Genomic DNA, 15954 nt, shown 5'->3' on the forward strand with positions numbered 1-15954 from the left:
CTGAGTTCCAAATCCTCTGTTCCCGGGGAGGCAGGCCGTTTTGTTCTGGCTTGAAATCGAGGTGACCGTGGCCGACGAGCACCGGGATGCGGTCAGTAACGTCTTCTTTGAGCTGGGGAGCGGGGTCCAGGAAGAACCCGCTTCCATTCATTCCGGGGCGGCTGTGATCCGGGGCTGGTTTCCGGTGGGCGACCGGCAGCTGCAACAGAAGGTGGTGCTGCTTCGCCGGCGGGTTGAAGCGATCACCGGGCCGCCGGCGCGGATGGAGGTCCGCCGGGCCAGCGACCGGGACTGGGCGACAGCTTGGCGGGAAGGCCTGAAACCATTCCGGGTCGGGGAACGCCTGGTGGTCAAGCCCACCTGGGAGGAGTGGGAGCCCGGTCCCGAAGACCTGGTAATTGAAATCGACCCCGGTTTGGCCTTCGGCTGCGGCACCCACCCGACCACGGCGATGTGCCTGAAGCTTTTGGAACGCTATGTGCGGCCGGGGATGGTCGCCGTGGACGTGGGCACCGGTTCGGGAATCCTGGCTGTCGCGGCGGCGCTGCTGGGTGCCGCGGTGGTCTGGGCGGTGGATGAAGACCCGCTGGCCGTGCGCACGGCCGCCGAAAACGTGGCCCGCCACAACCTTACGGGCCGGGTGCGGGTCCGGAGCGGCAACCTGTTGGACGAACTGTCGGAACCGGCCGACCTGGTGGTGGCGAACATCGTGGCCGAGGTGCTGGCCGAGTTGTGCCCGGCCGCGGCCACCGCGCTGGAGCCGGGAGGCGTGTTTATTTTCAGCGGCATTCTGGACCAGCGGGAAGACATAGTCCGCCGGGCGCTGGCCGCCGACGGTTTTCGAGTCGAGTCCCGCCTGGCGGAAGGGGAATGGGTGGCCCTGGCGGGGGTGAAAGAGTGAGAATCCCGCGCGTTTTTGTGCCTCCCAGCCACTGGCGGGGCCGGGAGGAAGCCTGGATCACGGGGGAGGACGCCCGGCACCTGACCAGGGTACTGCGGCTGGCCGCCGGGTCCAAAGTGCTCCTGCTGGACGGGTCGGGCCGGGCATATGCGGCCGAGATCCGGGAGGTGGACCGGGAGGGGGTGAGGGCCCTGGTCACCGGCCCCGCGGAACTGCCGGCCGACCCCGGGCTGCGGGTGACCTTGGTGCCGTCCCTGGCCAAGGGCGAGCGGATGGATGACCTGGTGCAAAAAGCGACCGAGGTCGGGGTGGCGGCCATAGTGCCGGTTGTCTCCGAACGGACGGTGGTGCGCCTGACGCCCGAGAAGGCCGGCTGGCGCGTGGAACGCTGGCGCCGCATTGCCACCGAAGCCGCCGAGCAGTGCCGGCGGCCCCTGATACCCGAAATCCATCCGGTCTGCCGGTTTGAAGAAGCCCTGGGGCTGGTGCCCGCCGGGGGTGCGGCCTTTTTCCTCTGGGAGGAGGAGCGCGGCACAGGACTGAAAGAAGCCCTGCGCTCCAGGCCGCCGGCCCGTGAAGTGTTCCTGTTCACCGGCCCGGAGGGCGGCTTCACGCCCGAAGAGGCGGCCGCGGCCGCCGCCCGCGGCGCGGTTTCCGTTTCCTTGGGCCCACGCCTCCTGCGGACGGACACCGCCGGTGTGGTGGCCGCAACGCTGGTGCTCTACGAGTGGGGCGACATCGGTTAGCACCGGAGCTGCGGCACCATCGGAAGGATGAAAATACCCCTCACCCTGACCCTCTCCCAGAGGGAGAGGGGATTTTCAGGGTAGAGTTGGAGAATTGAGATAAAACCATGAAGAAGGTCGCTTTCCACACACTGGGCTGCAAAGTCAACCAGGCCGAAACGCAGGGTCTGGCCGCCCTTTTCCGGGACCGCGGCTATGAGGTCGTCCCTTTCGAGGAAACGGCCGACGTATACGTGGTGAACACCTGTACGGTCACCGGTGAGTCGGACCGCAAGTCACGGCAGATCGTGCGCCGGGCGGTGCGCGCCAACCCCGAGGCACTGGTCGTGGTGACGGGCTGTTACGCCCAGGTGGCGCCCGAAGAGGTGGGCGCCATTCCCGGAGTAAGCTTGGTGGTCGGTACGTCCGGACGGGGGCGGATCGTGGACCTGGTGGAGCAGGCCGCCGCCGAAAAAAAGGGGCCTGGCCCCTTTTTTGACCCCTTCTGGGCGGTGGAAGACATCGAGCAGGCCCGGGCATTCGAGGAGCTGCCCGAGCCAGCCGACCCGGACCGGACTCGGGCCTTTCTGAAGATTCAGGAGGGCTGCCGCGATTTCTGCGCCTACTGCATCGTGCCTTACGCCCGCGGACCCTTGCGTTCCCGGCCCCCGGAGCGGGTGCTCGAACTCGCCCGCGGGTTGGTGGACCAAGGTTACGCCGAACTGGTGCTTACCGGGGTCAACCTGGGGGCCTACGGCCGGGACCTCGGCACGGAGAACCTGCCGGGCCTGGTGCGCCGCCTGGTCCGGATTCCGGGACTTGCCCGGTTGCGCTTAAGTTCGGTGGAACCGAACGAGATCACCCGGGAGCTGGTCGACGCGGTGGCCCAAAACCCGGTGTGCGCCCCGCATTTTCACATCCCGCTGCAGAGCGGCAGCGATTCCGTCCTCTCCCGGATGGGGCGGCGCTACAAAACCGCGGAATTTACCGCTCTGGTGGAAATGATTCGGGCCGGAGTGCCGGAGGTGGCCGTAACCGCCGACGTTATGGTCGGCTTCCCGGGCGAAACCGCCGCCGAACACCGGGAGAGCCTGGAGTACGTGCGCCGGACCGGTTTTGCCGGGCTGCACGTGTTTGCCTATTCCCCGCGCCGGGGGACTCCCGCGGCCTTCTTCCCCGACCCGGTGCCACACCGCGTCAAGAAGGAGCGCAGCCGGGAGATGCTGGCTCTGGGCTGTGAATTGCGGCACCGGTTTGCCTCCCGCTACCTGGGGCGGACGGTGGAAGTGCTGGTGGAGTCGGTTTCCGGCGGCGTCGCCACCGGTTACACCCCCAACTATTTGCGGGTATTCTGCAAAAACGGACCCAAACTTGCCGGGCGGATCATAAAAGTGTATGCTGACGGTGCGGAGCAGGGGAATTTAAGGGGAATAATTCACAGCGAGGCAGGATTCTCAGAGGCAAGCGTCAAATAAAATATCTTTGGTTGACGGTTGACCCGACGTGAGGAGGTGGTGGGCTTGCAGGACTGTATCTTTTGCCGGATCGTGAACCGCGAAATCCCGGCGGATGTGGTTTACGAGGATGAACACCTCCTGGCGTTCAAGGACATCAACCCGGTGGCTCCGGTACACGTGCTTCTTATTCCGAAGCGCCACATCCCGACCCTGTTCGATGTCCGGGACGGGGACGAACGGTTGTTGGGGCTGCTTCAGAAGGCGGCTGTTCAGGTGGCCCGTGATCTGGGCCTTGAGGAGCGGGGTTTCAGACTCGTTGCCAACTGCCTGGAAGGCGGGGGACAATATGTCTTCCACGTCCACTACCACCTTCTTGCAGGGCGGGAACTGAACTGGCCTCCCGGCTAAAAACATTTACAGAGGGGTGTTAATCTCACAGTATGCTTAGCCTCAGACGCGGACTGGTGGGAGGGAGGGATACCGGTGGCGGAAGTCAGAGTCGGAAAGAACGAGACTCTGGACAGCGCTCTACGACGTTTCAAACGCACGTGCCAGCGGGCCGGGGTTTTTGCCGAGGCCAGGAAGCACGAACACTACGAGAAGCCCAGTGTGAAACGGAAGAAAAAGTCCGAAGCGGCGCGCAGGCGCAAGCGCTCCTTTTAATACAGTGTGAGTGTGGGCGGCCATAGAGCCGTAGAGGGATGGCGTGGGGCCCGGTCCAAGCGGCCGGGCTTTTCCGTTGTTGCGGTGCTGCTCAGAAATAAGGTTTTTGGAATTCCTCCCCCGCATAGATTTCAGGGGGGGGGTTTTTTATGGCTTGGCGCGACGTGCGCAAAAAGATGCGGCGGACCATGGCCGACCTGCTGGAAATACCCGGCGAAATCGTTCTGGACCTGCCCAAGATCATCCTGGTGGGCAATGTCCAGGTGATTATTGAAAATCACCGCGGCATTGTCGAGTATACGACGGAGTCGGTGCGGGTGATCGTGCCGGTTGGTGAAGTCAGCTTGCGGGGCCGCGATCTGGTTTTGCGCCAAATCCTGCCCGACGAACTGTGCATCGAGGGGGAAATCCAGAGCTTAAACTTCACTTAGCCCCACTCAATTAAGCCGACACTGGGGTGGAAGCGTGTTTGTATTGAAGATCCTGGCCTACCTGTTCGGCTACGTAACCATGGTGGTCAACGGACGAACCCTGGAGCGGTTTATCAACCTGGCGACCAGAAGGGGCATCTATTTTTGGGATATCCGGCGGCTGGACCAGGACCGGATCCTGATCAAGACCCGGTTGAGCGGCGTCAAACCACTGCGTCATGTCGCCCGGGACACGGGCAGCCGGTTCAAAATCGAAAGGCGCTTTGGACTGCCCTTCTTTCTGGGCCGGGCCCGGCGCCGGAAGACGCTGGCGCTGGGCGTGGTTTTTTTCCTGACCACGCTGTATGTTCTGTCCTCCTTTGTGTGGTTCATCCAGATTGAGGGGAATGTTAAAATCGGAGAGCAGGAAATCATCGCCGCCGCCCGGGAAGCCGGCTTTTACCGTGGTGCGCCCAAGTGGCGTTTTGAGATATTCGCGGTGGAGGAGAAGATCAAGGAACGGCTTCCCGCCGTGGCCTGGGTCGGCCTGGAAATCAGAGGTACGCGGGCGCTGATCACCGTGGCCGAGAAGAAGTTCCTGCCGCCCGACCACGACGGGCCCTCCGATATCCTGGCGGCCAAGGCCGGCCTGGTGCGGGACGTGCTGGTCTTGAGTGGCCAGGCCCTCGTCCGGGAGGGGGATACGGTCTTCCCCGGGCAGCTCTTGATCTCGGGGGAAATCTGGCCCCCGGAAGCGCTCGATCCCCAGGGAGCGATTCTAAACGTTGAGCCCCGCCTGATACGGGCCCGGGGGATCGTCAACGCCCGGGTCTGGTACGAGGCCTACGGGGAATCGGCCCTGGTGGAGCACGCGCAAAAGCCCACCGGCCGGGAGGAGCGGCGCGTGGACGTGCGGCTCTTTGGGCGGCGGTTGGTGGTTTTGGGTCCAAGCGAGGATCCTTTTTCGAGCTTCCAGGCGTCCGAAACGGTATGGACGGGGCCGGGCTGGAGGAATTACTCCCTGCCCGTCGAAGTAATCACCACTGTTTTCCGGGAAACGAAGCCGCACCTGGTGCGCATAAGCCGGGAGGAGGCGTTGCGGTCGGCCACCGAACAAGCGCGCGGGATATTGAAGGAGCAAGTGCCGGCCGAGGCCGAGGTGCTGCACCGGCGGGTCGACCTGGTGCACACCAAAACCGCCGAGGAGTTGGTCAGGGTCCGGATCATCGTGGAAACCCTGGAGGACATCGGCGTGGAAAGACCGCGCTCGTAGTGGAAAGACCGCGCCCGTAGTTGATTGAATTCCCAAGGAGGAGAATTCTTTATTGACGGAACAGGTTGAAAAGAGGATTGTGGTTCAGGACCCCCGGGTGGCGGCCGCCATTGTCGGGAACTACGATGAACACCTGGCCGTTCTGGAGGACGACCTGGGGGTGCGCCTGGTGCTGCGCAACGGGGAGATGATCCTTTTCGGCACTCCGGAGCAGGTCGCCGAGGGGCAGGAAGTCATCCGCCAACTGGAGGCCTTCTTCCTGGAGCGCCGCGACTTGACGCCTTCCGACGTCAAGTATATCATCAATAGCGTACGTGCCGGGGAGCAGGCGGGCCTGGCGGGCCTGGCGCGCGAAGTGATCCTGACCACCCCGCGGGGCAAGCCGGTGCGGCCCAAGACGCTGGGACAGCAGAAATACGTCCGGGCCATGTCCGAAAAGGATGTGGTTTTTGCCATCGGGCCGGCTGGGACCGGGAAGACCTACCTGGCCGTGGTGATGGCGGTGCGGGCGTTGCGCAACAAAGAAGTGGGCCGCCTGATCCTGACCCGGCCGGCCGTGGAGGCCGGTGAGAAACTCGGGTTTTTGCCCGGGGACCTTCAGGAAAAGGTCGACCCGTATTTGCGTCCCTTGTACGACAGCTTGTTTGACGTGCTGGGCGTGGAAAGCACCCGGCGTTACCTGGACCGGCACATTATCGAAATCGCTCCCCTGGCCTACATGCGGGGACGGACGCTCGAGGACGCCTTCATCATCCTGGATGAGGCGCAAAACACCACCCCGGAGCAAATGAAGATGTTCCTGACCCGGATGGGTTTTGGGTCCCAGACGGTGGTTACCGGTGACATCACTCAGGTCGATTTGCCCAGGGGACAGGCCTCCGGGCTGATCGAGGCCGAAGAGGTGCTCTCGGGGACCGCCGGGATCGAATTCATCTACCTGACCGGGGCCGACACCGTCCGTCACGCGCTGGTGATCAAGATCGTGGAAGCCTACGAGCGGGCCGGGAGGCTGAAAGAGGAGTGACCGCCTAGTGGGTCTGCGTGACCTGGTGGTATACGCCGGGCGCGGCGTGCCTTCCGTTTTCCGCAGTCAGAAGGTCCGCCGGGCGGGTGCGGCCTTGTTGTTCCTGTTGTTCTTGACCCTCATCGTCTGCGTCGACTTCTTCCCCCAGCAGGTGCGCCTGCAGGCGGGACAGGCCTCCCCGGATACCATCAAGGCTCCGGAAACCACCACCTTTGAGGACCGGGTCAAAACCGAGGAAGCCCGGCAGCGGGCCGCCCAGATGGTGGCCCGGCAGTACGATTTTGACCCGCAGGTCACCCTGGCCGTGCGCGAGGAGATAACGGACGTCATGTCCGGAATCAGGGACGCGCAGCAGGACGAAAACAAGAACACCCAGGAGAAGGTTGAGGCCCTCAAGCAAGTCATTCCCTTCACCTTGCCGGCCGATGCGCTGGCAAGCCTGGCCGGAGGAGACCCGGCGACCACCACCGCGGTGGAAAAAGAACTGACCGTGATGGTCACCCGGGCGATGGAAACCGGTCAAGGGGTGGCCGAGGAGAACCTGGCGGACACCAAGCAGTCTCTGGCCGAGGGTATCAGGGACGCCGGCTGGAGCCGGTCGTACGAGTTGCTGGCCCAAGACCTGGTCAATACCCTGCTGCGGCCGAACGCCTTTTACAACGCGTCGCGCACCGAACAACTGCGGCAGGCGGCCATGGACCAGGTGGCGCCGATCCAGTTGACTTTGCTGAAGGGGCAGAAGATCATCGGCGAAGGGGAGATCGTCACCTCGGAGCACCTGGTGAAACTCCAGGCCGCCGGAGTGTTGCAACCGCCCCTGCCCTTCAAAAGCGTTCTGGGCACAATGCTCTTGATGGTGCTCCTGATGGGGGCCGTGCTGTTTTACATCCGGCGCGAGCACCGGGAGATATACGGGAATGTCGCTTACCTTTACATGTTGGGGATCATCGTCCTGGCCGTAATGGGGATCGGCAAGGTGCTGGTGGCCACCCAGGTCACGCAATGGCCCGAGTTCGGCCGGCTGATGGGCTACGGGGTGCCGGTGGCGTCCGTGGGGATGCTGGTGGCGATCCTGCTGGATTTCCGCCTGGCGCTGATCATGGTGGTTGTTTTGGCGGTTCTGGTCGGGGTCATGACGGGGAACGACATGCGCTTTGCCCTAGTCGGCCTCCTGGGCGGGATGGCCGGGGTGTTCAGCGTGTCCAAACTCAGCCAGCGCACCGACCTGGTCCGGGCCGGGGCCTGGGTCGCGGTGGCGAACATCGCGGCCATAATGACGATCGGGCTGGTGACCGATACCTCCTGGGGCCTTTTGCTGATGTCCGGCCTGATCCTGGGCACGGCCAACGGCCTTTTGTCCTCGGTGTTGGCGAACGGGGCGCTGCCCTTCCTGGAGAGTTCCTTCCGGATCACCAGCGCGGTCAAGCTCCTGGAATTGGCCAACCCCGGCCAGCCCCTGTTGAAGCGGCTCCTGCTGGACGCTCCCGGGACCTACCACCACAGCATCCTGGTGGGAAATCTGGCGGAGGCGGGGGCGGAAGCGGTGGGTGCGGACACCATCCTGGTCCGGGTGGGCGCCTACTACCACGACATAGGAAAAATCCGGCGTCCTTATTTCTTCATCGAGAATCAACTGACGACGGAAAACCCGCACGACAAGATTACACCGGGGCTGTCCACCCTGGTCTTGAACGCCCACGTCAAGGACGGGGTGGAGTTCGCGCGGGAAGTCAAGCTGCCCCAGGCGATTGTGGACATCATCGAGCAGCACCACGGGACGAGCCTCATCACTTTCTTCTACCACAAGGCGCTGCAGCAGGACGCGAAGAACCTGGTGCGGGAGGAGGACTTCCGCTACGAAGGTCCCAAACCGCAGACCAGAGAAGCGGCGCTGATTATGCTGGCCGATACGGTGGAGGCGGCGGTGCGGTCGGTTCCCAACCCGACGTCGGGCCAGATCGAGGGCCTGATCCGCAAGGTGATCAAGGACAAGCTGGCCGACGGGCAGCTGGACGAGTGCGACTTGCACTTCCGGGACCTGGAACTGATCGCGGCCGCCTTCGGCCGGGTGTTCACCGGTATTTATCACCACCGGATTGAGTATCCTGACGGTAAGGAGATCGAGAGGAGACGGGCCGGAAATGACCGTCGTCATAAGCAACTTACAGGAAACAGTCCCGGTTGATGAGCGCCTGGCCTCCCTCGTCACCAGAGCCGTCGAGTCGGCATTGGCCGGGAGGATGCCTGAGCCGCGTCCAGCAAAAACCGGACCAAAGCCTTCTTCACCGATGGCCGTCGAGTCGGCATTGGCCGGGGGCGCCGGGCCGCGGGTCGAAGTGAGCGTCGCCCTGGTGGACGACGGCTACATCCACGACCTCAACCGCCGTTTCCGGGGACAAGACCGGCCCACCGACGTCTTGTCCTTCCCCATGGGCGAAGAGGAGCCCGGGGCCGGAGATGAACCGGGTGTTTTGCTCCTGGGCGACGTGGTGATCTCCCTGCCGGCGGCGGTGCGCCAGGCTGCCGAATACGGTCACGGGCTCGCCTGGGAGGTTGCCCGGTTGGCTGTGCACGGCACCCTGCACCTGCTCGGTTACGATCACGAAAGGGATGAGGACGCGCGCCGGATGCAGGAACGCGAAGACGCCGTACTCGCCGCGCTGGAGGAGGCCGTACTCGCCGCGCTGGAGGAGTGGGAAAAAAGGGGGACTGTCCCCCTTTCCCCAGGGGACTGTCCCCCTTTTTTCCCCAGTCCCCCTTCTCCCGCGCTGTCCGACAGCGAGCTTGCCGAACGGGCCCTGGCGGCCCTTCAAAACGCTTATGCGCCTTACTCCGGATTCCGGGTGGGGGCCGCGCTCCTGGTTCCCGGCGGCCGGGTCTTCACTGGGTGCAACGTGGAAAACGCTTCGTACGGCCTTACGGTCTGTGCTGAACGGGCCGCCGTGGTTTCGGCCGTGGCCGCCGGGGTCCGGGAGTTTACGGCCCTGGCGGTGGCCGTGGAAGGAGAGAAGACCGCGCTTCCCTGCGGCGCCTGCCTCCAGGTGTTGAGTGAATTCGCGCCCGAGCTTCGCCTGATCCTGGCCAACGGCCGCGGCGAGTTCACGGTGAGAACCCTCTCCGAGCTTCTGCCCGAAGCTTTCCGCCTGCACAGAACGGACGCCTGACTTTTATAACGCAAGCAGATCAGGGCTTGCAGAGATTGGAACCCGTGGGCTACTTCGTTGTGCATCTCGGCGGCCGTTATAACGCAAGCAAATCAGGGCTTGCAGGGATTGGAACAAATAACGGAGAAAAAATAGCGGGCTGCGGGTATTTTACGTGCGTGGGTCCTGCCGCCTGCAACACCGGGGCGGGGCCAAGCCGACTTAAATGAAAGGCAAAAGCAACGCAATGAGTGAACCGCCGGAACACCGGTCCGGATTCGTGACCATCATCGGGCGTCCCAACGTGGGCAAGTCCACGCTCTTGAACAGCCTGGTCGGCCGCAAGGTGGCGATCATTTCCGACAAGCCCCAGACCACCAGGCACCGCATTCGGGCCGTGCTCACCAGAGACGACGCGCAGGTGGTGTTCGTGGACACTCCGGGGATTCACAAGCCCAAACACCAGCTGGGGCGGATGATGGTCGATACGGCCTTGAAGACCCTGAAGGACGTGGACCTGATTTTGTTCCTGATCGAGGCGCACCGGGAGAGCGGACCGGGGGACGAGTTCATTCTGGAACGCCTGGCCGGGATAAGCACGCCGGTGTTCCTGGTGATCAACAAAGTCGACCTGGTCGCCAAGCCCAGGCTCCTGCCGCTCATCGACGAGATGCGCCGGAAGATGGAGTTTCGAGAAATTGTGCCGCTTTCCGCCCGGACGGGAGAGAACACCGGCCTTTTGGTCGACCTGGTGGTCGGGTGCCTGCCTGCGGGACCGCGGTACTATCCTGAAGACACCGTGTCCGACCAGGCCGAAGAAGTGATCTTGGCCGAACTGGTGCGGGAGAAAGTACTCCATTTGACCGCCCAGGAGGTGCCCCACAGCGTGGCCGTGGTCGTCGCAGAAGTGTTCCCGGGCCAAAAAGGGGTGACGGTGATCCGGGCCGACGTAATTGTGGAGCGGGAATCACAGAAAGCGATTCTGATCGGTGAAGGCGGCCGGATGTTGAAGAACATCGGGCGGCTGGCCCGGGAGGAGATCGAGAGCCTGCTCGGCGTGCGGGTGTACCTGGAACTGTGGGTGAAAGTCAAGCCCAAATGGCGCCGGGACGAACGGCAACTGCAGCACCTGGGCTTCAAGGACTGACGGGGTCAGACCTCAAAACTTCAAAAAAGACTCTGACCGCTTTTTTTTACCCCTTAAATTTTCTGCGCTGGAAGGATTAAACATCTAAGGGGCGAATAACCTCCACATGGCTTGCAATGCGCAGCGTACCGATGTGCTGGGCCTGTCACCGGTTCTATGGACCGGCGGTTTGGGAGAAGCCCCGCCCGGTGGCTTACCGGGTAATCGCGTGCCATCCGGCCCCGGTGTCCGTGCCGGGGATACGGTTCACACCAAGGCGAGAACTGATGCTCCTCCCAAAAGACCTGCCAGTGGTCTGGAAGAAACGGTCAAATGCAGGGGTACGCTGTGTTTTTTTTGGTTCAAGCAGGAGAAAGAGCGCCTCTGAAGAATACCGCTGTATATGCCCCGTGTCAGCACAGCGCTTTCAACATTGCAAGGGGGGTGGACCGTAGATGGCGGGCAGTGTGGACGGGGGCCACAAGTGGGCGTTGAAGGAATGCCTGCGGCGGGCGCTCAACGATATGCAGGGGAACGAGATCAAAGAACACGTGCGGAAGCATTACCGGACCTTGTGTGAGAATTTCAGCGTGTCTTGCGACCTGGACCCGGAACTCATCGACGCCTGGGTGGAAGAGCAGTGGAAGCTTTGGGCCAACTCCCTGGAGAAGGAACAGATCCGGTAGGAATTGATCATACCGGTATTATTGAGACCCCATTCGCCGAAGCGGCGGGTGGGGTCTTTCAATAGGCGCGGCGGTAGAGGGCAACCAGTTCGGACACCAGGGGTTGGCGGGGATTGGTCACCGTGGTCTGGTCTTCGTAGGCCATTTCGGCCAGCAGCGCCAGCCGGTCCTCGAACCGGTCCCGCGGCACGCCGCAGGCGGCGATGGTCAGCGGCAGGTCGAGTTCCGCAGTCAGGCGCCGCACGGCCTCCGCCAAAGCCGCCGACCCTTCTTCGGCGGTTGACGCCGGGAGTCCCAGGTACCGGGCGATTTCCTGGTAGCGCTCCGCGGCCTGGTAGTGCCCGTAGTTCGGATAGGGAGCGTACTTGGAGGGCGTTTCGGCGTTGTATTCGATCACGTGAGGCATGAGCACGGCGACGGCGCGCCCGTGCGGAATGTGGAACTCATTGCCGAGCTTGTGCGCCAGGCTGTGATTCACGCCCAGAAAGGCGTTGGTGAAAGCGATGCCGGCCAGGGTGGCGGCGGTGTGCATTTTCTCCCGGGCCTCGCGGTCGCCGGGGTTACGGTAAGCCCGGGTCAGGTACCGGAACACCGACTCAATGGCCTTGACGGCCGGCGGGTCGGTGAAGTCGGACGCCCGCACCGAGACATAGGCTTCCAGGGCGTGGCCCAAAACGTCCATGCCGGCGTCGGCGGTCAGTCCCGGGGGCTGGCCCATCGCCAAGTCGACGTCCACGATGGCCACGTCGGGGGTCATGGCGTAGTCGGCCAGCGGGTACTTGATGTCCCGGTCCCGGTCGGTGATCACCGCGAAGGCGGTGACCTCGGAGCCGCTCCCGGAGGTGGTCGGCACGGCCACCAGGCGGCTTTTCCGCGGCCGCGCGGGCAGGAGGTAAGTCCGCTTGCGGATATCCATGAATTTTTGCTTCAGGTGTTCGAAGCGGACCTCGGGATAATTGTGAAAAAGCCACATGGCCTTGGCGGCGTCGATGACCGAACCGCCGCCCACGGCGATGACGGTGTCGGGGTCGAATTCGCTCAGGCGCTTGGTGCCCCGCCGCACGGTCTCCAGGGAAGGGTTCGGTTCGACGGCGGAGAACACCTCGAGCTTGACCGGTTCAATCCGGCGCTCCAGGTGGCGGCGCACGCGGTCCACGTAACCCAGTTCGGCGAGCACCGCGTCCGTGACCAGGAACACCCGGGCCAAACCCGGAAGGCGGCTCAGGTGACTCAAGGAGCCGGGCTCGAAGTAGATCTCCGGCGGTACCCGGAACCACTGGGTTTCGGCGCGCCGCGGGGCGACCCGCCTGATGTCCACCAGGTGGACGGCGCTGACGTTGTCGGTGGTGGAGTTGTGACCGATATAGCCGCAGCCCAGGGTCAGCGACGGGGTTAATATGTTGTACAGCTCGCCCAGGGCGCCCTGGCTGGCCGGGGAGTTCAAGACGATCCGCCCGGCGGGTACCCGGCGCGAATAGCTCTCAATCACCTCCCGGTCCGCGGCGTGAATGACCGCCGTATGCCCCAGACCTTCGTATTTCACCACTTCCGCCGCCCGCTCGATGGCGGTCTCGGCATCGTCCACCACGTAGAAGGCCAGTACCGGGCTGAGTTTTTCCCGGGAGAGCGGGTGGTCGGGACCGACCCCTTCCTGCGCGGCCACCAGGACCTTGGTCTCCCCAGGCACCTCGAAACCGGCCATGCGGGCGATGTCCGCCGGGCTTTTGCCCACGACCTGCGGGTTTAGGGAGCAGGTCCGCCCCGCGGTGATTACCTGCTCCAGGAGCCGGGTTTCCTCGGGGTCCAGGAACCGGCAGCCCGCGTTCTCCATCAGCTCTTTGACGCGGCCGGCCACGGCCCGGTCCACGATCAGCGCCTGTTCCGAGGCGCAGATCATCCCGTGGTCGAAGGTCTTGCTCAGGATCAGGTCGGTCACCGCCTGTTCCAGGCGGGCGGATTGGTGAATGTAGCATGGCACGTTTCCGGGGCCGACCCCCAGGGCCGGGATGCCCGCGCTGTATGCGGCGCGCACCATGGCGGTCCCCCCGGTGGCCAGGATCAGATTCACCCCGGGGTGGCGCATCAGCGCCCGGGCCGCCTCCACCGTCGGGTCCTCGATCCAGAGCAGGCATTGGGCCGGGGCGCCCGCGGCCACGGCGCCTTCCAGCAGGGCCTTGGCGGCGGCGGCGCTGGAACGCTTGGCTCCGGGGTGGAAACTGAATACCACCGGGTTTCTGGTTTTCAGGGCGATCAGCCCCTTGAATAAAGTGGTCGAAGTGGGGTTGGTCAGTGGGATCAGGGCCGCGATCACCCCGGCCGGCTCGGCGATTTCCCGGTAGCCGGTCTCCGGGTCCTCGTAGACCACCCCGGCCGTCTTCCGGTCCCGGATACTGTCGTAGACGTACTCCACGGCGTAGAGGTTTTTTAGGATTTTGTCCTCGTACACCCCCCGGCCGGTTTCCTCAAAAGCCATCCGGGCGAGTTCCATGTGCCGCGCCAATCCGGCCAGGGCGGCGGACCGGACGATATCGTCCACCTGCTCCTGGTCCAGCCCGCGGAACTGCTCCAGCGCGTTCCGGGCCGCGGACACCAGCTTGTCGATTTCTTTTTGCACCGCCGTCTGCTCTTCGGTCATCTTCCGGCCTCCAGGGGTCAAGTCTTGCGAAGTGTAGTTAGTTTTCTCCCCTCCGCAAAAATCTACCGCATTTCCAAATGACAATTCATTGTAATTTATTATTTCTAAGCCTGCCTGACAATAAATACCATTATTGGTTCTAATTACAGTCCACCCGCATACCCATATATCTTAGGGCAATCAGTGATCAGCGGTGCGGAGGTCTTTGGACATGAAGTGGTTTCCGGCAACGGTTCTGGCGTTCATCGTCCTGTTCGTGGCGGGAGCCGGACCGGCCGGGGCGGCGGTAATGGTGCCGCTCCGCCCCGTCCTTGAGTACCGGGGGACGACGGTGGGCTGGGACGGTGAAGGGGCTACGGCTTACTGTAGCGGGCGGGTGCTGCGGGTGGTTCCCGGCCGGGACACCGCCGCAGTGGACGGCCGGGGCGAATTTCTGGAGGTGCCGGCGCGGTCGGTGGGCGGGATGACCTTCGTGCCCGACACCCTGCTCTCCGGTTTCCTGAGCCCCCCGCCACCGGCTTTCAGGTCCGCGGCCTTCACCCGGGTCGTGGTCGGGGAGCAGGGGGAACAGTTCTGGTTCATCGGTTTGTTGGACCATTCAGCAGAGACGGCGGTGACGGACAGCCCGCCGGCGCCCACGGCTCCCGGGCCGACGGTTACACCCCCCCACGGCCGGATGCCGGAAGTTGCCGTCGAGGTGGCGCCCGGGGTGGCGCCCGAGGAGTTGAATCCCGAGAACCCGGTGCTGCCGGGCCGCACCTGGCTTTTGCCCGCGGCCGGGGCGGACCAGGTGCTGGAAGGGTTGATCTCACTGATGGAGGCGGAACTGGACCCGGGCGGACTATCCGGACTCACCGTGGCGCCCGGCGCCGTCGCCGTTCTGCGGGAGGCCCTGGCGTCGGGGCTCAATTCGGTCACCCTGCCGCTTGAACGCCGGATCGGTTCCTGCCTGGTGAACTTCAATCCGGGCGGTGAAAACCACAATAATATGCTCAACGCGGTGCAGGCCGCCGCTTACCTGAACGGAATCACCATCGCGCCCGGGCAGGTGTTCTCCTACAACCAAACGGTCGGGCCCCGGTCGGCCGAACGCGGTTTCGTGATCGGCTACGCCATCAGCGGCGACCGCCACGTCCCGGCGCGGGGCGGGGGGGTGTGCCGGACCTCCACGGTGCTGTACGGCGCCGTGCTGAATGCCGGCCTGACCGTCATCGAACGCCACGCCCACTCCAAGCCGGTGGGATACGTGCCCGTGGGCCGGGACGCCGCCGTTTCCTACGGCGCCGCCGACTTTAAATTCCGTAACCAGCTTCCCCACCCGGTCCGGATCGAGGCCGGGGGTACCGTGCGGCAACTGCAGGTGACCCTTTGGGGACTCCGGGGGTAAAAAGCCCGGCGGCAACCAATCAGGTTTTCTTCCTTCAGGCGTGAACGCGGTCAAAATCGAGCGGGAAAAGGACGGCGGGCAGTTTAACGTCTTGCCCGGGACGAAGGCAGGCAACCGTCGCCGCAGTGGGCGCAGCGGCGCAAGAGCCAACGTTTACGCAGCACTCCATCGCCCTCCCGTTTCCCTTTTCAGAAAGCTTATTATTGTACAGCGCCGGGTATTCGGCCAATCTTTGGATATGCGGGTTTGACAACCTTTCCCGGTCAAAATAGAATCGATCAGGAAGACCGGCACGGGAGAGGGGGTTGGCCGGTGCGGTTGTATCCGGTCGTCAACGAGCCGACCTGTATCGCCTGCGGCACCTGCTTCGCCGTTTGCCCGGCGGAGCCCAAAGTCTTTGAGGTGACCGGCGTGTCTCGGGTGGTGCATCCGGAAGCTTGCCTGGAATGTGAAGCGTGCGCGGACATGTGTCCCACCGGGTCGATTGAACTGGTGGATGCATAACCGAAAGCCGGACGCCTTCC

General features: G+C 63.8%; 15 protein-coding genes. 14 read left to right on the plus strand and 1 reads right to left on the minus strand.

All coding sequences use genetic code 11. The annotated features are described in order from the left end of the window. The first annotated feature begins 40 nt into the window (after positions 1-40). The 12 genes from prmA to AB1402_02605 all read left to right on the plus strand — a co-directional run bounded on the left by prmA (position 41) and on the right by AB1402_02605 (position 11408). Entirely contained in the window at positions 41-901 is an 861-nt protein-coding gene (prmA, locus tag AB1402_02550) for a 50S ribosomal protein L11 methyltransferase (protein ID MEW6540482.1), read from the plus strand. Then, complete coding sequence (locus AB1402_02555) at positions 898-1647, plus strand: 16S rRNA (uracil(1498)-N(3))-methyltransferase (GenBank protein MEW6540483.1); 750 nt, start codon at positions 898-900, stop codon at positions 1645-1647. The genes prmA and AB1402_02555 overlap by 4 nt, the downstream gene beginning before the upstream one ends. 107 nt (positions 1648-1754) lie before the next feature. Beyond that, on the plus strand, positions 1755-3101 hold the full coding sequence (mtaB, locus tag AB1402_02560; GenBank protein MEW6540484.1) for a tRNA (N(6)-L-threonylcarbamoyladenosine(37)-C(2))-methylthiotransferase MtaB: 1347 nt from the start codon (positions 1755-1757) through the stop codon (positions 3099-3101). Between the two features lie 45 nt (positions 3102-3146). Further along, entirely contained in the window at positions 3147-3491 is a 345-nt protein-coding gene (locus AB1402_02565; protein ID MEW6540485.1) for a histidine triad nucleotide-binding protein, read from the plus strand. Between the two features lie 75 nt (positions 3492-3566). After that, positions 3567-3746 carry a 30S ribosomal protein S21 gene (gene rpsU, locus AB1402_02570; protein MEW6540486.1) on the plus strand — a complete coding sequence of 60 codons (180 nt, stop codon included), beginning with the start codon at positions 3567-3569 and terminating at the stop codon, positions 3744-3746. 149 nt (positions 3747-3895) lie between these two features. Continuing rightward, positions 3896-4177, plus strand: a complete 282-nt coding sequence (gene yqfC / locus AB1402_02575) for a sporulation protein YqfC (protein MEW6540487.1) — start codon at positions 3896-3898, stop codon at positions 4175-4177. 34 nt (positions 4178-4211) lie between these two features. Further along, positions 4212-5429 (plus strand): sporulation protein YqfD, encoded by a 1218-nt coding sequence (yqfD, locus tag AB1402_02580; GenBank protein ID MEW6540488.1) that lies wholly within the window; start codon positions 4212-4214, stop codon positions 5427-5429. Between the two features lie 52 nt (positions 5430-5481). Next, positions 5482-6453: a PhoH family protein gene (locus AB1402_02585; protein MEW6540489.1), complete on the plus strand. Its 972-nt coding sequence runs from the start codon at positions 5482-5484 to the stop codon at positions 6451-6453. Between the two features lie 7 nt (positions 6454-6460). Beyond that, positions 6461-8638, plus strand: coding sequence for an HDIG domain-containing metalloprotein (locus AB1402_02590; GenBank protein ID MEW6540490.1), 2178 nt, complete (start codon positions 6461-6463; stop codon positions 8636-8638). After that, the gene (gene ybeY, locus AB1402_02595; GenBank protein MEW6540491.1) at positions 8595-9617 is read left to right on the plus strand and encodes an rRNA maturation RNase YbeY; all 1023 of its coding nucleotides are present in this window, start codon (positions 8595-8597) and stop codon (positions 9615-9617) included. Before AB1402_02590 ends, ybeY begins: the two co-directional genes overlap by 44 nt. A 205-nt stretch (positions 9618-9822) precedes the next feature. Continuing rightward, positions 9823-10743 carry a GTPase Era gene (era, locus tag AB1402_02600; protein MEW6540492.1) on the plus strand — a complete coding sequence of 307 codons (921 nt, stop codon included), beginning with the start codon at positions 9823-9825 and terminating at the stop codon, positions 10741-10743. A 434-nt stretch (positions 10744-11177) separates the two neighbouring features. After that, complete coding sequence (locus AB1402_02605) at positions 11178-11408, plus strand: hypothetical protein (protein ID MEW6540493.1); 231 nt, start codon at positions 11178-11180, stop codon at positions 11406-11408. A 58-nt stretch (positions 11409-11466) separates the two neighbouring features. On the opposite strand, the gene adhE is transcribed toward AB1402_02605, so the two are convergent. Further along, positions 11467-14043 carry a bifunctional acetaldehyde-CoA/alcohol dehydrogenase gene (gene adhE / locus AB1402_02610; GenBank protein MEW6540494.1) on the minus strand — a complete coding sequence of 859 codons (2577 nt, stop codon included), beginning with the start codon at positions 14041-14043 and terminating at the stop codon, positions 11467-11469. A 211-nt stretch (positions 14044-14254) separates the two neighbouring features. Between adhE and AB1402_02615 the strand changes: the two genes are divergently transcribed. Both AB1402_02615 and AB1402_02620 read left to right on the plus strand, forming a co-directional pair. Then, complete coding sequence (locus AB1402_02615; protein MEW6540495.1) at positions 14255-15430, plus strand: VanW family protein; 1176 nt, start codon at positions 14255-14257, stop codon at positions 15428-15430. Between the two features lie 312 nt (positions 15431-15742). After that, a complete protein-coding gene (locus tag AB1402_02620) occupies positions 15743-15934 on the plus strand; it encodes a 4Fe-4S binding protein (GenBank protein MEW6540496.1) in 192 nt (63 codons plus the stop codon). The last annotated feature ends 20 nt before the right edge of the window (positions 15935-15954 follow it).

This window comes from Bacillota bacterium, from assembly GCA_040757205.1.
GTDB lineage: Bacteria > Bacillota > Desulfotomaculia > Desulfotomaculales > Desulforudaceae > Desulforudis.